This window comes from Pseudarthrobacter sp. GA104 (genome assembly GCF_009741265.1).
Taxonomy (GTDB): Bacteria; Actinomycetota; Actinomycetes; order Actinomycetales; family Micrococcaceae; genus Arthrobacter.
In genome coordinates, this window is the sequence record NZ_WOWL01000001.1 from 691,774 (window position 1) to 707,096 (window position 15,323).

The 15,323-nt window shown below is 66.6% G+C and carries 14 protein-coding genes and 2 tRNA genes; 5 read left to right on the forward strand and 11 right to left on the reverse strand.

Going from position 1 to position 15,323, the window contains the following annotated elements; all coding sequences use genetic code 11:
- Positions 1–47 precede the first annotated feature (47 nt).
- The 3 genes from GK109_RS03135 to GK109_RS03145 form a co-directional block, all read right to left on the reverse strand.
- Positions 48–956: a DMT family transporter gene (locus tag GK109_RS03135; RefSeq protein WP_157238629.1), complete on the reverse strand. Its 909-nt coding sequence runs from the start codon at positions 954–956 to the stop codon at positions 48–50.
- Positions 956–1,579 carry a CDP-alcohol phosphatidyltransferase family protein gene (locus GK109_RS03140; protein ID WP_323057638.1) on the reverse strand — a complete coding sequence of 208 codons (624 nt, stop codon included), beginning with the start codon at positions 1,577–1,579 and terminating at the stop codon, positions 956–958. The genes GK109_RS03135 and GK109_RS03140 overlap by 1 nt, the downstream gene beginning before the upstream one ends.
- A gap of 95 nt (positions 1,580–1,674) precedes the next feature.
- Positions 1,675–2,526: a phage holin family protein gene (locus GK109_RS03145; RefSeq protein WP_157238631.1), complete on the reverse strand. Its 852-nt coding sequence runs from the start codon at positions 2,524–2,526 to the stop codon at positions 1,675–1,677.
- 170 nt (positions 2,527–2,696) lie between these two features.
- Here GK109_RS03145 and GK109_RS03150 point away from each other — a divergent pair, with 170 nt between their 5' ends.
- The 3 genes from GK109_RS03150 (at position 2,697) to GK109_RS03160 (ending at position 4,610) form a co-directional block, all read left to right on the forward strand.
- Positions 2,697–3,926 carry a multidrug effflux MFS transporter gene (locus tag GK109_RS03150; RefSeq protein WP_370460766.1) on the forward strand — a complete coding sequence of 410 codons (1,230 nt, stop codon included), beginning with the start codon at positions 2,697–2,699 and terminating at the stop codon, positions 3,924–3,926.
- A gap of 4 nt (positions 3,927–3,930) precedes the next feature.
- Positions 3,931–4,122 (forward strand): hypothetical protein, encoded by a 192-nt coding sequence (locus GK109_RS03155; protein WP_157238632.1) that lies wholly within the window; start codon positions 3,931–3,933, stop codon positions 4,120–4,122.
- Positions 4,123–4,202: 80 nt separating this feature from the next.
- Complete coding sequence (locus GK109_RS03160) at positions 4,203–4,610, forward strand: hypothetical protein (protein ID WP_321215813.1); 408 nt, start codon at positions 4,203–4,205, stop codon at positions 4,608–4,610.
- Positions 4,611–4,660: 50 nt separating this feature from the next.
- On the opposite strand, the gene GK109_RS03165 is transcribed toward GK109_RS03160, so the two are convergent.
- The 6 genes from GK109_RS03165 to GK109_RS03190 all read right to left on the reverse strand — a co-directional run bounded on the left by GK109_RS03165 (position 4,661) and on the right by GK109_RS03190 (position 10,966).
- A tRNA-Asn gene (locus GK109_RS03165) sits at positions 4,661–4,736 on the reverse strand.
- 125 nt (positions 4,737–4,861) lie between these two features.
- Positions 4,862–4,934 (reverse strand) — tRNA-Asn (locus GK109_RS03170).
- Positions 4,935–5,005: 71 nt separating this feature from the next.
- Complete coding sequence (gene dnaG, locus GK109_RS03175) at positions 5,006–6,946, reverse strand: DNA primase (RefSeq protein ID WP_323057639.1); 1,941 nt, start codon at positions 6,944–6,946, stop codon at positions 5,006–5,008.
- A 52-nt stretch (positions 6,947–6,998) separates the two neighbouring features.
- Positions 6,999–8,297: a deoxyguanosinetriphosphate triphosphohydrolase gene (locus GK109_RS03180; protein ID WP_157238634.1), complete on the reverse strand. Its 1,299-nt coding sequence runs from the start codon at positions 8,295–8,297 to the stop codon at positions 6,999–7,001.
- Positions 8,281–9,459 carry a tRNA dihydrouridine synthase DusB gene (gene dusB, locus GK109_RS03185; RefSeq protein ID WP_321215811.1) on the reverse strand — a complete coding sequence of 393 codons (1,179 nt, stop codon included), beginning with the start codon at positions 9,457–9,459 and terminating at the stop codon, positions 8,281–8,283. The genes GK109_RS03180 and dusB overlap by 17 nt, the downstream gene beginning before the upstream one ends.
- 55 nt (positions 9,460–9,514) lie before the next feature.
- A complete protein-coding gene (locus GK109_RS03190) occupies positions 9,515–10,966 on the reverse strand; it encodes a YibE/F family protein (RefSeq protein WP_157242589.1) in 1,452 nt (483 codons plus the stop codon).
- Between the two features lie 142 nt (positions 10,967–11,108).
- Here GK109_RS03190 and GK109_RS03195 point away from each other — a divergent pair, with 142 nt between their 5' ends.
- Both GK109_RS03195 and GK109_RS03200 read left to right on the forward strand, forming a co-directional pair.
- Positions 11,109–11,864: an alpha/beta hydrolase gene (locus GK109_RS03195; RefSeq protein ID WP_157238635.1), complete on the forward strand. Its 756-nt coding sequence runs from the start codon at positions 11,109–11,111 to the stop codon at positions 11,862–11,864.
- An 8-nt stretch (positions 11,865–11,872) separates the two neighbouring features.
- The gene (locus GK109_RS03200; RefSeq protein ID WP_157238636.1) at positions 11,873–12,697 is read left to right on the forward strand and encodes a 1-acyl-sn-glycerol-3-phosphate acyltransferase; all 825 of its coding nucleotides are present in this window, start codon (positions 11,873–11,875) and stop codon (positions 12,695–12,697) included.
- A 76-nt stretch (positions 12,698–12,773) separates the two neighbouring features.
- Here GK109_RS03200 and GK109_RS03205 read toward each other — a convergent pair whose 3' ends face one another.
- Both GK109_RS03205 and GK109_RS03210 read right to left on the reverse strand, forming a co-directional pair.
- The gene (locus tag GK109_RS03205) at positions 12,774–13,808 is read right to left on the reverse strand and encodes a GNAT family N-acetyltransferase (protein WP_157238637.1); all 1,035 of its coding nucleotides are present in this window, start codon (positions 13,806–13,808) and stop codon (positions 12,774–12,776) included.
- A gap of 2 nt (positions 13,809–13,810) precedes the next feature.
- Positions 13,811–15,196: a glycine--tRNA ligase gene (locus GK109_RS03210; protein ID WP_157238638.1), complete on the reverse strand. Its 1,386-nt coding sequence runs from the start codon at positions 15,194–15,196 to the stop codon at positions 13,811–13,813.
- Positions 15,197–15,323 lie beyond the last annotated feature (127 nt).

Consider the following 15,323-nt stretch of genomic DNA (forward strand, 5'->3'; position numbering starts at 1 on the left):
AAATCTGCTGGACAGTATTTGCTGGACAAGATGTGTTGGACAGCCGGCTAACGCACCGCCCGGCCCACGGCCTTCCGCGCGTCCTTCTTGCGCTTCGTGACCTCGGGGTGGTGCCTGGAAAGGGCGATCACCCCAACGATAGCAAGGGAGGCCGCGGTTCCCATCGCAATGGCCATCACGGCGTGGACATCCGGGCGCAGTTCACCGAGGATCACAATGCCAATCGCGATGCCCACCAGGGGGTCAATCACCGTGAGTCCTGCGATCACGAGGTCCGGCGGGCCGGAGGAATAGGCGTTTTGGACAAACCAGGACCCCAGCCCGCCGGCGGCGATTAGGGCCACCACGGAGTACCACTGAACGTTCAGCAGGAACAGCCCGTTCGGGTCGAGCAGATGCTTGCCGATGATCCGGGTGAGGACGGCTACGAAGCCAAAGAGCACCCCGGCGCCCAGGATGTAGACGAAGGCATTGATCCGGTGTTTGAACATGACGGCGAGCGTGCCGAAAACTCCAACGGCGAGGGCAAGCAGCAGCACGATCGTGAGCTCGTCCTCCACGCTCACGTGGTGGTTTTCCTGGGTGACGTTGACCGCCAGGAGGACAAAGAGCGCGGAGCCCGTCACGCAGGCGGCGATGGCCACCACCGTTGCCCGGTTGATGGTGAGGTCCTGGTCCCGTGCATTGATGATGGTGGTGATCACCAGGGCGATGGCGCCGATGGGCTGGACGACCGTGAGCGGGGCGGATACGAGTGCCACGGCATTCATGGCCATGCCGGCGCACAGCAGCAGGAGGCCGAACACCCAGCGGGGATTCCGAAGCAGTCGCAGGAAGCCGTTGGAGCTCAGGGCAAGGCCGCCGGTGTCCGCCTTGACGGCGCTTCCCTGGCGCTGTGCGCCGAGGGCCAGGCAGAAGGCGCCCAGCAGCGCAAGCACCACCGCCATCCACACCATCAGGTGGTCCCGTCGTCGTGTTGTGCCTGCATTCGGCCCTTTCGCAGGATGGCCCAGAAATAGTTGTAGGCGGCAATCCAGTGGCCAATCAGGCCAAGCCCGAGCACTATCCAGGCGGCGACGAACAGCTCGCCGGAGAATCCCGTATCCAGCCGTGAAAGGACCAGCATCGGCGTCCCGAGCAGCAGCAGGCCGGTGCGCACCTTGCCCACCACGCTGACGGGGAGGTCCGGGTGCCCCCGGAAGAAGGACAGCGTCAGGGCGAGCAGGACGGCGTCCGGGACTACCAGCGCGGCCAGGTACAGCCAGTGGACGACGCCGGCAATCACCAGCGTGACAGCCACGGCGATCAGGGCGAGGCGGTCGGCGATGGGGTCCAGGACCCGGCCGAGCTTGGAGGTCTGGTCGAAGCGGCGGGCGATGTAGCCGTCAATCCAGTCCGTGCCGGCCATAACCGCCAGGACCACTACGCCGGCACCGTATTCCTTCTGCGCCAGGACAAGCCAGATGAAGAGCGGGACGCCCATGAAGCGCACCACGGTGAGCAGGTTGGGAATGGTGAACACCCGGTCATGGTCCACCTGGGGGCGTCCGGGACGGGAGCCGGCACCAATGAACTTCACCCCGTGCCCCTTTCCTTCCTGCCGCCCCCTGCGAGCGCCTTGCCGTTCCAGCGATGGACCTTCTGCGGGTTACCGGGACGGGCCCGCCACCTGCCCTAGTACGTTCGCAGGAGCTTCCGGACCAGCACCAGGAAGACAGTCCCCGCGGCGATGAAGGCCGCCAGCGGCTTCCAGCGCTTGTCAAGGTCGGCGGACCCGGACAGGGCGGCGAACTTCCGCCCTGCAACATCCCGGCCGTGGCCGGCCAAGGCCTGCCCTTCGCGCAGCTTGTCCTGGGCGGAGGCCAGCAGGTACCGGGCTTGGGTCTTGACATCCAGTTCAGTGCCGAGTTCGTCGCGCACTTCGGTGAGGTGGTGGCGGCGCTGGTTAAGGCGGCGGGCCAGCTCCGGCTCGGATGCGTGCGGGAATTCCTTGTCGTGCTCAGCCGCTTTGGCCGCCTTCTCGGCCTTGGCCTTGGCCGCGGCTTCATCCTTCGCGGCTTTGGCGGCCTTGCCTTCCGGACTCTGCGGATCCAGGACTGCGGCGTTGAAGGCGGAACCTTCCTTGGCCACACCGATATCGTGCTTGATGCCGCGGATGGTCTCCTCCGGGAGGAGCGGCATGGCCTTCTTGAATTTCCTTGCACCGATCAGGCCGCCGATAAGTGCTATCAGCAGGAAGGCCGCCGACACCAGGAGCGCGGCCAGCCAGGCGGGCATGATGGTTGCCAGGCCCATGATGGCCGCAACGATAAGGCCCACCACCAGGAACAAAAGGAAGACGAGGGCTACGGCGAAGAACGCAGCGGCTACTCCGACCTGGATTCCCTTGCGCTTGAGCTCGATCTTCGCGAAGGCAATTTCGTCATTGAGCTGGCGCGGCGCCAACCGGAAAAGGAGTTTTAGCGTCCCTGGGAGCGCTGTGATGCGCAATCCCTGGTTGGTACGCCCGCTGTGACGTCCGCTCATCGGTTCCGCCTTACTGGTCATGGGTCGAATCGGCTTCCGTGTGCTGCGGGAAAGTGCAGCCGCACAGTCCCCGCACCAAAACTATCATTCAGGTTAAGGACGAACTTCGGGGCTTGCCGGGCGGCACCTCCTACAACGCTGCAAAGTTGGCCGCTGCGGGCCTAGGATTGATCTCCGTGACCATCCCCAGCAATCCGGGCGATCTGTTGAGCCGCCGCCGGAAACTCCTGTACATCCTCCTCCTCGGTGCCCTGACCGCCCTGGGTCCGTTCACGATCGACCTTTACCTTCCTGCGTTCCCCGCCCTGGAGGCGAGCCTGGGAGTGAGCGAGGCACAGGTCCAGCTGACCCTGGCGGGAACCACCGTGGGCTTTGCGATCGGACAGCTCGTGGTGGGCCCGTTCAGCGACAAGTTCGGCCGCCGGACGCCCCTCATCCTGGCCACGGCGCTGCACATCGCGGCGTCCCTGGGGGCTGCCCTCTCCACGGACATCACCGCCCTGGGCATATTCCGCGTCCTGATGGGCGTGGGTGCTGCCGGCGGCGGTGTCGTGGCCATGGCGATGGTCCGGGACCTTTTCTCCGGCTACGCGATGGTGAAGATGTTTTCCCGCATGTCCCTGGTCAACGGCCTGGCGCCGATCCTGGCCCCCGTGATCGGCTCACAGCTGCTCCTGGTAATGGCATGGCCCGGGATCTTCGTGTTCCTTGCCGCCTACGGCACGCTGGTGATCATCGCCTCGCTGTTCCTGGTGCGGGAGACCCTTCCCCCGGAAAATCGCCGGCATGGCGGCATGACGGTCCGCCAGCGTTACCGGATCCTTTTCGGCGACCGCGTGTTTGTCGGCCTGCTGCTGGTGGCCGGCCTGAATTTCGGCGGCCTGTTCACGTACCTTTCAGCCTCGCCGTTCCTGTTCCAGGACATCTTCGGCTTCTCGCCCCAGGAGTACGGCCTGCTCTTTGGCATCAACTCGCTGGGCATTGTTGCCGGCATCCAAACGAGTTCCCGCCTCATCCGTCGGGTGCCGCCGCAGTGGATCCTTGCCGGCGCCACAGCCTGGATGTTCCTGATGGCCATGCTGATCGTGGTGTTCGACCAGCTGGGGTTTGGCCTGTGGGGAGTCATGGTTCCGCTGTGGTTCTACATCATGGGTACGGGCTTCATGTTTCCCTGCGTCCAGGTGCTCGCCCTGGCCGGCCACGCTGCCCAGGCGGGTACTGCAGCCTCCCTGCTGGGCTTCTCGACCTTTATGATGGCCGGCCTCATCTCCCCCGTGGTTGGCTGGCTGGGCATCACCAGCGCTGCTCCGATGGGAGCGGTGCAGGCAGTGTGCATCCTGCTGGCCATCGCGGCGCTCTGGCTGGTAGTCCGGCCGCGCACCGTCCCATCGATCCATTGACACGATGAAGGACACCGCCGGACGAAAGCCGCACCGCAACCGCAGGGGACTCTTCCTCGGGGCGGTGATCGGCGCCGTCGCGGGCTATTTCGCCGGCCGCGCCCTGGGGAATCCTGCCATGGGAATTGTGTTGGGGATGGTGGCCGGCTCGGCCCTGCTGTACCGGGTCAACCCCGGCCCCTGGAACCGTCCCTGACTCTGCTGCGCCCGGGCTTGCGACCTGTGCCGGTGCCGGCCCCTGCCGCCGAACCCCGCCCGCGCGATAAAATGTTGTCCGTGCCCAACTGGCAGGATCAACCGCCGCTTCCGGCCACGTGGCAACGGTGCGATAACCGGATACTGCCACTGTGGTGGGAGCGGTTGTGTGCCCAGGGCGGCAGCCAGTCCGCCGCCCTCTACGCGGCAGGCCTGTTCACCGAGGACCGCCGCCGTCCCATCGCCCAGTGGTACAACCCCGCCTTCAAGGCCGCGTTGCTGGTGGCTCCGGAAACATCCCCCGAATGGCCCGTGCAGCGCTTTGGAATCTTTTACGCCCCGCCGGAAACCGGCTTCGTCCGGATCCATTCGGCGCCCCATGAGTGGAACCCCCGCCAGCCACGGAAGTCCCCCACCGAGCAGGAGGCGTTCATCGCTGCCATCGCCGAAGCGGAGCGCTTCCTGCAGGTGGAAATGGACTTCGTCTAGGAAGGCAAAAATCCCCGTCCCTCCACACCGGAGGAACGGGGATTTTTTAGTGGCTCCTCCTGCTGGACTTGAACCAGCAACCCTTCGATTAACAGTCGAATGCTCTGCCAATTGAGCTAAGGAGGAATGAAGCAGGTATGACATTAGCAAAGGTTTCCAGCCAAAGTGAAATCGGCGATCCCGGCCGCCCGGGACGGCTTTCGGGGGCATAAAAAATCCCCGGTCCGGAGGACCGGAACGGGGATTGTGCGCTCCTCCTGCTGGACTTGAACCAGCAACCCTTCGATTAACAGTCGAATGCTCTGCCAATTGAGCTAAGGAGGAATGAAGCGGGTATCAGCCTAGCAAAGACCCCGGCTGGAAACGAAATCGAGGGAGCGGCCGGGGGTCCGGAGCTAGGTTTCCGCCCGCAGGGACCGGCGTTCCATCTCCAGCATCATCAGTTCCCGGTTAAGGCGCTGGTACGCTTCCGGATCCGCTGCGGGGTCCAGCCGCTGGAGCTGGCCCATCTTATCCGCTTTGACGCGTGTGATCTGAAGCTCGAACAGCCGTGACAGGATGTCGCGGCAGTACTTCCGGACGGCTTCCTCAGTGCTCGCGGGCAGCGGCACCACGGCCAGTTCGGACACCAGGGGCCGCAACGGTTCGGGGACCTCGTGCATCACCTGCTCCACCCATCGGACGGGGTCGCCGGTCAGCGCAGGGTCCGTGGCACGCATGGCATCATGGACAGCCTGGAAGGCAGGGGTGGCGAAACGCGCGGCCGAAAACCGCTCCCAGATCCCGCCGGCCAGCAGCGATGGTTCCTGCAGGGCAACCTCAAGGGCCTGCCGCTCCATGGACGCCACGGGGTCCCGGGGGTCCGGACGGTGGTAGGAAGGAACAGCGCCCGACGGCGGCCCTGCAGCCACGCCGGGTCCGCCTGGTTGGGCGGTGGGGGCGGAGGTCCGCGGCCCCGGCCCGGGAGCCCCGCCCTGGTCGCCGCGCTTGCCGGCGTTTTTGACTTCGGCATTGACCAGCCGCAGCACCTCGTTGGGGTCCGGCATGCCCAGCCAGCCGGTCAGCGCCTGGCAGTAGCCCGTACGGGTGGAGGCGTCGCGGATGGCAGCCACCACGGGCACGGAGGCCTTCAGTCCCTGCACCCGGCCCTCCACCGTGTCCAGGTTGAACTGCTTCAGGGTGGTGCGGATGGCAAACTCGAACAGCGGCCGGCGGGACTGGACCAGGGCGTGCACGGCTTCGTCGCCCCTGCTTTGGCGCAGGTCGCAGGGATCGGCGCCGGAGGGCTCCACGGCCACGTACGTCTGGGCGGTAAAGCGCTGGTCCTCTTCGAAGGCGCGCAGCGCGGCCTTCTGCCCGGCGGCGTCGCCGTCAAAGGTGAAGACGACCTCTCCCCCGGTGCCGTCGTCGGACAGCAGCCGGCGGGCGATCTTGATGTGCTCGGTGCCGAACGCTGTGCCGCAGGTGGCCACCGCCGTCGTAATTCCCGCGAGGTGGCACGCCATGACGTCCGTGTAGCCCTCCACCACCACCAACTGGCGGTCCTTGGCGATGCTGCGCTTGGCGAGGTCGATCCCGTACAGCACCTGGGATTTCTTGTAGAGCGTCGTCTCCGGGGTATTGAGGTACTTGGGGCCCTGGTCGTCCTCGTAGAGCCTGCGCGCGCCGAAGCCGATGGTGTCCCCCGCGATGTCCTTGATGGGCCAGATGAGGCGGCCGCGGAAACGGTCATAGATTCTCTGCTGGTTTCCGGGTCCCCCGGCGGAGAACATGCCTGTGAGCTTCAGCTCGGCGTCCGTGAAGCCACGCCCGCGCAGGTGCTTGAGCAGGGCGTCCCAACCCTGCGGGGCGTAGCCCACGCCGAAGTGTTCCGCTGCCGCCCGGTCAAAGCCCCGGCTGTGCAGGAAGGTCCGCGCCTCCGCAGCCCCGGGGGTCAGCAGCTGGGCGCGAAAGAACTCGTCCGCGATCTTGTGGGCATCCAGCAGCCGTTGCCGGCGGCCCACTTCCTCCCGGTTGGGGCCGGTGCCGCCGTCCTCGTACCGGAGCTCGTAGCCGATCCGGGCGGCCAGCTTCTCAACAGCCTCCTGGAACGAGCTATGGTCCTGTTTCTGCACAAACGCGATGACGTCGCCGTCTTCACCGCAGCCGAAGCAGTGGTAGCGGCCCACCTGCGGCCGGACAGTGAAGGAGGGGGAACGTTCGTCGTGGAAGGGACAGAGGCCCTTGAAGGTGCCCAGGCCGGCGCCCTTGAGTGTGACGTAGCCGTCAACCACTTCCTTGATGTCCGTGCGCTGGCGTACTTCGTCGATATCTTCGCGTTTGATCAGCCCTGGCACAGAGCCATCCTAGCCCCGGGCACTGACCTTCCAGTTCCGCGCCTGATTCCGGTCACCACAATGACGGCAGGCTGCCCACCAGGCGTTCGTACATGGCGAGCGCGGAGCCGTCGGTCAGCGACGCCACCTGGTCGATCACCACGCGAAGGCGGGCGCCGTCGTCGGCCGCATCCCGCCAATCGGCGGCAAACATTGGTTCCAGGTGCCGGTCGCCCGTGGCGCTCAGCGCCGTGACCAGGGCGTGGAGCACCTCGCGCTGGCGCTCGTAGATGGGCTGGCGGTGCTCGGTGGTCATCACGAAGGTGGTGGCCAGGCCCTTCATGACGGCGATTTCCATCACTGTTTCGTCCGGCACCATCAGCTGGGCGCTGTACCGGGTCAGGTTCTCCGGGCCGTAGACGGCACGGGTGGTTTCCAGGGCACTTTGGCAGAACCGGCCAATGAGCTGGCTGGTCATGTTCTTCAATGCAGCCATGGATTTCCGGCTGCCGTCGGCCTCGCGGACCCAGACGTCCGTGGCCTCGAGCCGGGCCAGGGCGGCGTCGATGGCGGCCGGGTCGTTGTGCGGCAGGTACCACTGCTTGGCGTACCCCACCACCCGGGCGCGGTGGTCCGGGTTGTCCATCCAGCGCAGCTGGAAATGCCCGGCCACGATCGCGTCCTCAACGTCGTGCACCGAATAGGAGATGTCGTCGGCGAGGTCCATGACCTGGGCTTCGAGGCAGGACCGGCGCTCCGGGGCACCCTCCCGGATCCAGTTGAAGATGGGGAGGTCGTCCTCGTAGGCGCCGAACTTGCTGGTCCGCTGGCCGTGGATCACCGGGGCTTCCAGCGCGGACCACGGGTACTTTGCGGCCGCGTCGAGGCTGGCCCTGGTGAGGTTCAGCCCCGCGGGCTGGCCGTCCGGGGTCAGCACCTTGGGTTCCAGCCTGGTCAGCAGCCGCAGGGTCTGGGCGTTGCCTTCGAACCCGCCGATGGCGTGGGCCACTTCATTCAGCGCGGACTCACCGTTGTGGCCGAACGGCGGATGGCCGAGGTCGTGGCTCAGGCAGGCAGTGTCCACGACATCCGGATCGCAGCCGAGCGCACGGCCCAGTTCGCGTCCCACCTGGGCCACTTCCAGGCTGTGCGTGAGGCGCGTCCGCACGAAGTCGTCCGTGTCCGGGGCCACCACCTGGGTCTTGGCACCCAGCCGGCGGAGCGCCGAGGAATGCAGCACGCGGGCGCGGTCCCGCTCAAAATCCGAGCGATAGACGTTCTTGGGCGGTTCCTCCACCCACCGGGCGGAGTCATGGGTGTCGTAGCCCGGCAGGACGGGGGCGGCAGTGCGCGTTTCAGCCACCGGAAACATCCAGTTCCGCCGCCGAGATATCCCGCGACTGGTCGGCGTTGAGGGCACGGGACTCCAGCCAGTCCTTCGGCAGCGCAGGCCTCTTGGGTGAGCCGGCGCGGCCGCGCGGGCCTTCGGCGTCGCCTCCCGGGTAGGGCGAGTCGACGTCCAGCTCATCCAGCGCGGCGCGCAGCTCTTCGAGGCTGTTCACCAGCGCCATCCGCGTCCTGAGTTCACCACCCACCACATAGCCCTTGAAGTACCAGGCAATATGTTTCCGGATCTCCCGCAGCGCCTTGCCTTCGTCGCCGAAAGTCTCCACCATCAGTTCCGCGTGCCGGTAGACGCCCTGCGCAACCTGGCCCAGGTTGGGCCTGTGCCGGGTGTCGCTTCCCTCGAACGCCGCCTGCAGGTCCCCGAAAAGCCAGGGCCTGCCCTGGCAGCCGCGGCCCACCACCACCCCGTCAACGCCGGTTTCGCGGACCATCCGGACCGCGTCCTCCGCGGACCAGATATCGCCGTTGCCCAGCACCGGGATGTCCGGAAGCGCCTCGCGGAGGCGGGCGATGGCGGACCAGTCGGCCTGTCCGGAGTAGAACTGCGCGGCTGTCCTGCCGTGAAGGGCGACGGCGGCAACGCCGGCATCGCGCGCAATGCGGCCTGCGTCGAGGTACGTGAGATGGTCGTCATCGATGCCCTTGCGCATCTTAATGGTCAGCGGGACGTTGCCCTTGGAGGCTTCCTTGACGGCCGTCTGCACGATCGAAGTAAAGAGGTCGATCTTCCAGGGCAAGGCCGAGCCGCCGCCCCGGCGGGTGACTTTGGGAACGGGGCAGCCGAAGTTGAGGTCGATATGGTCGGCGCGGTCCTCCTCGACGAGCATGCGTACGGCGGCCCCTACTGTCACCGGGTCCACGCCGTACAGCTGAACGGACCGGACTTTTTCGTCGTCGTCGTGGGAAATGATCCGCAGTGACTCCGGCGTCCGCTCCACCAGAGCGCGGGAGGTGACCATTTCCGCCACGTACATGCCGCCGCCGTACTCCCGGCACAAACGGCGGAACGCTGAGTTGGTGATGCCGGCCATGGGTGCCAGGATCACCGGCGTGTCCACGGTAATGGGACCCAGCTTCAGGGGCGGGAGTTCCAGCTTGGGGGCAGGAGTAGTTGCTGCAACAGTCACCTGTCTATTGTTGCAAAGCCGGGCAAATCGGGAGGCCGTGCCCGTGTGGGACCGGTCAGCCCCGTTCCGCCCGGCGTCCCCGCCGGGTGGGAAACCCGCTGTCCTCCCCTGCAGCCGACCGCCTGGAGCGCCCCTCCAGTGCGGCGGCTGCGAGGGCGCCTGTGTCCTCGACGTCGTCCACGATGGTGTGGCCGCCGTTGCCGTTGGCTGAGTCCGCCGGTGTCCGGCCCGGCCTCTTCGATTCCACGGCAGGGGCAGCGGCCTCTGCGCCGGCCCGGACGCCGGTGGCCTTGACCACCAGAACCGCGATCAGCGTGGTGACGGGGATGGCCAGCACCAGTCCGATGGAGCCGACGAGGGTCCGGATGACTTCCTCTGAAAGTTCCGCGCTGGTGAGCGTGTCCGCGAGCGGGCGGTCGTACAGCATCACGATGATGAGGATGGGCAGGGCCGCGCCGGCGTACGCGAAGGCGATGGTGTACACCGTGGAGGCGATGTGGTCGCGGCCGATCCGCATGGCTGAGGTGAACAGCTTCCGGGCACTGCTCCCCGGCGCCAGTTCATAGAGTTCCCAGACGGCGGAGGACTGGGTGATGGTCACGTCGTTGAGGACACCCAGCCCGGAGATGATGAGCCCGCACAGGATGACGCCGGAGATGGAGATATTGGCAGAGGTGTTCACCAGGGTAGTGGCGTCGTGGCTGCCCACCCCGGCGAGATTGGCGGCGCCCGTGGCCCAGGCGGCCAGGAGCGCCGTAATCCCCAGCCCGAACATGGTGCCCAGGAGTGCAGTGGAGGTCCGTGCCGAGAATCCGTGGGCGAAGTACAGGACGCCGATCATGATCACCGTGGACCCAACCAGGGCCAGCAGCAGCGGCGGTTTCCCCTCCACCAGTCCCGGGAGCATAAAGCTGGCCAGCACGAAGTAGGCGCCGACGAGCCCGACCAGGGCACGCAGGCCCCGCCAGCGGGCCACGGCGATCACCACCGCCGCATACAGCAGTGCGAGCAGGACGATGGGCAGGGTCCGGACGAAGTCCACAAAAATGAAGGCCGGCGAGCCCTGGGCCGCTGAGGCGCCCGGGGCGTTGGACAGGTTCAGGTACCGGATCTGGTCCCCGGGCTTCACCCCATGGGACTTCGCGACGTCCGGGTTGATGACCACTTTGACCGGGCTGCCGCCCTTGTCCGGCTCCGTGAACGCGAAAGTGCAGTCCGATCCCTGTTGGGATTGCCGGCCCTGGGCCTGGTCGCCCGAACCCTGCTGGTTTTGGCCCTGCTGACTTTGGCCCTGCTGCGACGCGCCCTGCATGCAGTTTTCCGTCACCACGCTTTGGATGGTTCCGGTGTCGAAAGTGACCCCGGGGGCGGCAGCGTAGGGGTTGGCCAGGGAAATGCCCTCTTTGCTGCCCGAGGGCCAGAGCATCGCCATTCCCGCCAGCGTGAGCAGCGTCAGCGGGATCAGCACCGCCGCCAGGATGCGGTTGGCTTTCCGTCGGGCGGCCATCGCTGCCGGCGTCGGCTCCGAATGGCCTGTGGAAGCGTGGGAGTGACCGGACCCCATCAGCAGTAGCACCTCATACATTGAACTCTACTTCCGGCGCCGTAGGGTTGATAAATGGATCATCGGGGACTCGGAGGTACCAGGCATGGCCAGCAGCAGTACTGAGGAAAACGGCGAATCCCGTCCTGCCGAAGCACCCGGCGCTGCGCGGCAGGCAGTGCTCAGCGTCCGGAATTCGTCAGGGCCCACCCGCGGAGTTGCCCTGGTCCTGCACGGGGGCAAATCCCGGAGCCATGAGCCGGTGGAGGCCAGGCACCTGAGTCCGGCAAGGATGGTGCCCTTCGCCTGGCACCTGCACCGCGCCGGGCGGAAGCACGGGCTGGCCGTGTGGTCGCTCCGCAACAGCGTTCGCGGCTGGAATGGCCATGACATGTCTCCGCTGCAGGACGCCCGCTGGGCACTAGCCAAGATCCGGGAACAGCACCCGGACGTGCCTGTGTTCCTGGTAGGCCATTCCATGGGCGGGCTCACCGCTGTGATCGCCGCGGACCACCCAAGTGTGGAGGCCGTCGTCGCCCTTGCCCCCTGGCTCAACCCCGCAACTCCCACATCCGGGGTGGCCAACCGCAAGGTTCTTATTGTGCACGGAACCACGGACAGGTGGACCAGCGCCTCGGCGTCCCTGCTGTTCGCCCGGCGTGCCTCTGCCGAGGCAGCCAGCATGCAGTATGTTGCCCTTAAGGGTGCCGGCCACTTCATGCTCCGCAAGATCAGGGTGTGGCAGACGCTGACGACCGGCTTTGTGATGAATGCCTTCTCCGAAAGCATCGGGACTGAGCTTCCCCTGCCTGCGGATTACAGCAGGCTGCTGCCGGAATCGGCCGTCCAGGTGACCCTGTAGGACGTTCGATGGCATGGAGCCCGCCACCCAATGACCTCTTCTACCGCGTCATCGTCCGCTGCGGACTGCTGCTTCGGCGGATCTTCCGGATCCGGATCATCAGCAGCGGAACAGAGCACCTGCCGCTTGCAGGCCCTCGGACGGGGGCGTCCAGGTCTGTGGTTCCGGGCAGCGGCGCCGTTTTCGCCGTGACGCACTTCGGCTATGTCGATTTTGCCGCCGCCGAACTGCTGCTGTGGGAACGGTCCCGCGGGGAGCTGCGGTTCCTGGTCCACCAGGGTGCAGCCGATCATTGGCTTGCCGGGCCCGCCATCAGCGCCGCCGGGCACGTGGTGGTCGGGTACACCGGCCGGGCGGACGCCTATGACGCAGCGGTGGCCAAGCTGCGCGCCGGCGAATACCTTGGCGTGTTCCCGGAGGCGGGCGTGAGCCGCAGCTTCACCGTGCGCGAGTGCAGGACCGGGGCAGTCCGGATGGCGGCCGAAGCCGGCGTTCCGGTCATCCCCGTTGCGGTCTGGGGTGCCCACCGGATCCTCACCCGCGGCCGCGGCTTCTCGGCCGAAAGGACATGGCGCGCACCGGTCCGGATCCACGTGGGTGAGCCGCTGGTATTCGCGCCGGGTGACGATGCTGGCGCCGGCACTGCGGAACTCCGGGCCAGGCTCCAGGAAGGGATCGGGAAGTGCATCGCCGATTTTCCACTGCTGCCGGAACCCGGCGCCTGGTGGATGCCCGCGCACCTGGGCGGCAGCGCCCCGACTGAACCCGAGCGGCAGCTACTCGACGCCGAAGACGTGCTGACGCGCCGCCGTCGTACTTTCCGCAGAAAGTAGCCCAAGTAAGTAGCGCCAAGTGTCGTTTTGGGCGGTCAAAACGACACTTGGCGCTACTCAGTTGCGGCCGGGCTGCTTAGTCCGAGACGATGAGGGTTTCCGGCCCGGCCAGCCGCGCCTTGCCGCTTTCGAGCAGGGGTTCGACGGCGGCGCGGAGGGCAGTCATGGAGTCGTCCAGTTCCAGCATCACCGGGTGCTGGTACGCGATCAGCGCGAGCATGTCGCGGACCGCTTCTGCAGCATCATCCGCGGCGAGGGCGGGTTCATGGCCGACGAAAACGTCCGTGGGCGTTTCCGGTCCGGCGGCTTCCTGGCCGGGTGCCGCGTCCGGGTTGGCGGGCGCTGCGTAGCTCACGGCGAAGGCCCGGATCCTGCCCTTCCTGCTGGGTGCAACGCCTGCCCCGAAAGCCGATTCAGGCTCGGCCCGCAGCACGATTGCGCCGTGGGCGCCGGTGAGGTCGTCCAGGAAGAGCTTCTGCACCTGGCCCATTGACAGTACGCCCGGTGAATCCCAGCCGTGGATGGCGGTGTAGTACCTGCCCACGACGTCGGTCAGTTCCACGGAACCCGTGGCCAGGTCCATCACGATGTCGGAGCCCGCATTTTCATCGTTCGATGGCCCGCCGCCGTCGTCCTTGGCAGGAAACACGGGAAGCCGCAGGGCGCCAGGCTCTATGACCACCAGCCGGGAACGCTGGATGGGCGCCAGCTCGAAGGCCTCCGCAAAAGCGGCCCCCGGAGTGCCCGGCTCCACTTTGGCACGGAGTTTGGACACGCCCGACGGCGACTGGCCGGCTTCGCGGCGCAGCATCGTCAGGAGGGTGGCACCGATGCCGGAGCGCCGGTGGTCGCGCGCCACTTCGATGTAGGCCCAGAGGCGTTCAGGGTGCAGCGACGCCTCGTAGACCACGCCCGCCGCCACGGGGATGCCGACGCCGTCGATCACGTCCTCGGCAACGATGCAGCGGCGCCACGGCGTGCCGCCGCCCCCGTCGGAGGACAGGGTCAACGCGCCCCGGAACTGGCGGGCCTGCTGGGTCTCCGGGTCGCCCCAGATCTCCAGCAGGGCCAGGTCGTCACCTTCCCGCCATTCGCGGTATTCGATGGCCATGGCTAGGCGCCGATCAGGCGTGCGGCCAGGTAGCCCTCCACCTTGTCCAGGGAGACGCGTTCCTGGCTCATGGTGTCCCGCTCGCGGATGGTCACGGCCTGGTCCTCCAGGGTGTCGAAGTCCACTGTGATGCAGAACGGGGTGCCGATTTCATCCTGGCGGCGGTAGCGGCGGCCAATGGCGCCGGCGTCGTCGAAGTCGATGTTCCAGTTCTTGCGCAGCTGCGCGCCCAGGGCCTTGGCCTTCGGGGACAGGTCCTCGTTGCGGCTCAGCGGCAGCACGGCAGCCTTGACCGGGGCCAGCCGCGGATCCAGCTTCAGGACGGTTCGGACGTCCACGCCGCCCTTGGCGTTGGGGGCCTCGTCCTCGGTGTAGGCATCCACCAGGAAGGCCATGAAGGAACGGGTCAGGCCGGCCGCGGGCTCGATCACGTACGGGATGTAGCGCTCATTGGTGGCCTGGTTGAAGTAGCTCAGGTCCGTGCCGGAGGCCTTGGCATGCGTGGAGAGGTCGAAGTCGGTGCGGTTGGCGATGCCTTCGAGCTCGCCCCACTCGGAGCCCTGGAAACCGAAGCGGTATTCGATGTCCGTGGTGCCCTTGGAGTAGTGGCTCAGCTTCTCCTGCGGGTGCTCGAAGAAGCGCAGGTTTTCCTCGCGGATGCCCAGGCCGGTGTACCAGGCCATGCGCTCGTTCATCCAGTACTTGTGCCATTCCTCATCGGTGCCGGGCTCGACGAAGAACTCCATCTCCATCTGCTCGAACTCGCGGGTGCGGAAGATGAAGTTGCCCGGGGTGATCTCGTTGCGGAAGGACTTGCCGATCTGGCCGATGCCGAACGGCGGCTTCTTCCGCGAGGTGGTGAGGACGTTGTTGAAGTTCACGAAAATCCCCTGCGCAGTCTCCGGACGCAGGTAGTGCAGGCCCTCTTCGCTGGCTACGGGACCGAGGTAGGTCTTGAGCAGGCCGGAGAATTCCTGCGGTTCGGTCCACTGGCCGCGGGTGCCGCAGTTGGCGCAGGCGATGTCCTTGAGGCCGTTTTCGGCGGGGCGGCCCTTCTTTTCCTCGTACTCTTCCTCGAGGTGGTCGGCCCGGTAGCGCTTGTGGCAGGAGAGGCACTCCACCAAGGGGTCGGAGAAGACCTCCACGTGGCCGGAGGCTTCCCACACCTGGCGGGGCAGGATGACGGAGGAGTCCAGGCCCACCACGTCCTCGCGGCCGCGGACCATGGACTGCCACCACTGGCGCTTGATGTTTTCCTTCAGTTCGGCGCCGAGGGGCCCGTAGTCCCAGGCAGAGCGCGAACCTCCGTAGATCTCACCGGCCTGGAACACGAATCCCCTGCGCTTGGAGAGGGAAATGACCTGGTCGAGAACGGATTTTGCTGCCATGGGGGTAACTCCAATTTCTACAGGGCCGCTGGGTGCGGTCCGCGGTTTGCTGGCCCGGTGGAACCAGCGGTGGGATACCTCTGGCTGCCGGGCGGGGCGGATGAAGGGAAAGCGAAAAAGCTGCGTG

Bases quoted from the DNA above. Each gene is read 5' to 3' on its own strand.
- GK109_RS03190 (WP_157242589.1), bottom strand. From the start codon at position 10,966: ATGGCCGCCCGACGGAAAGCCAACCGCATCCTGGCGGCGGTGCTGATC.
- GK109_RS03145 (WP_157238631.1), bottom strand. From the start codon at position 2,526: ATGAGCGGACGTCACAGCGGGCGTACCAACCAGGGATTGCGCATCACA.
- GK109_RS03180 (WP_157238634.1), bottom strand. From the start codon at position 8,297: ATGTTTCCGGTGGCTGAAACGCGCACTGCCGCCCCCGTCCTGCCGGGC.
- GK109_RS03195 (WP_157238635.1), top strand. From the start codon at position 11,109: ATGGCCAGCAGCAGTACTGAGGAAAACGGCGAATCCCGTCCTGCCGAA.
- GK109_RS03135 (WP_157238629.1), bottom strand. From the start codon at position 956: ATGGTGTGGATGGCGGTGGTGCTTGCGCTGCTGGGCGCCTTCTGCCTG.
- GK109_RS03155 (WP_157238632.1), top strand. From the start codon at position 3,931: ATGAAGGACACCGCCGGACGAAAGCCGCACCGCAACCGCAGGGGACTC.
- GK109_RS03205 (WP_157238637.1), bottom strand. From the start codon at position 13,808: ATGGCCATCGAATACCGCGAATGGCGGGAAGGTGACGACCTGGCCCTG.
- GK109_RS03200 (WP_157238636.1), top strand. From the start codon at position 11,873: ATGGCATGGAGCCCGCCACCCAATGACCTCTTCTACCGCGTCATCGTC.
- GK109_RS03210 (WP_157238638.1), bottom strand. From the start codon at position 15,196: ATGGCAGCAAAATCCGTTCTCGACCAGGTCATTTCCCTCTCCAAGCGC.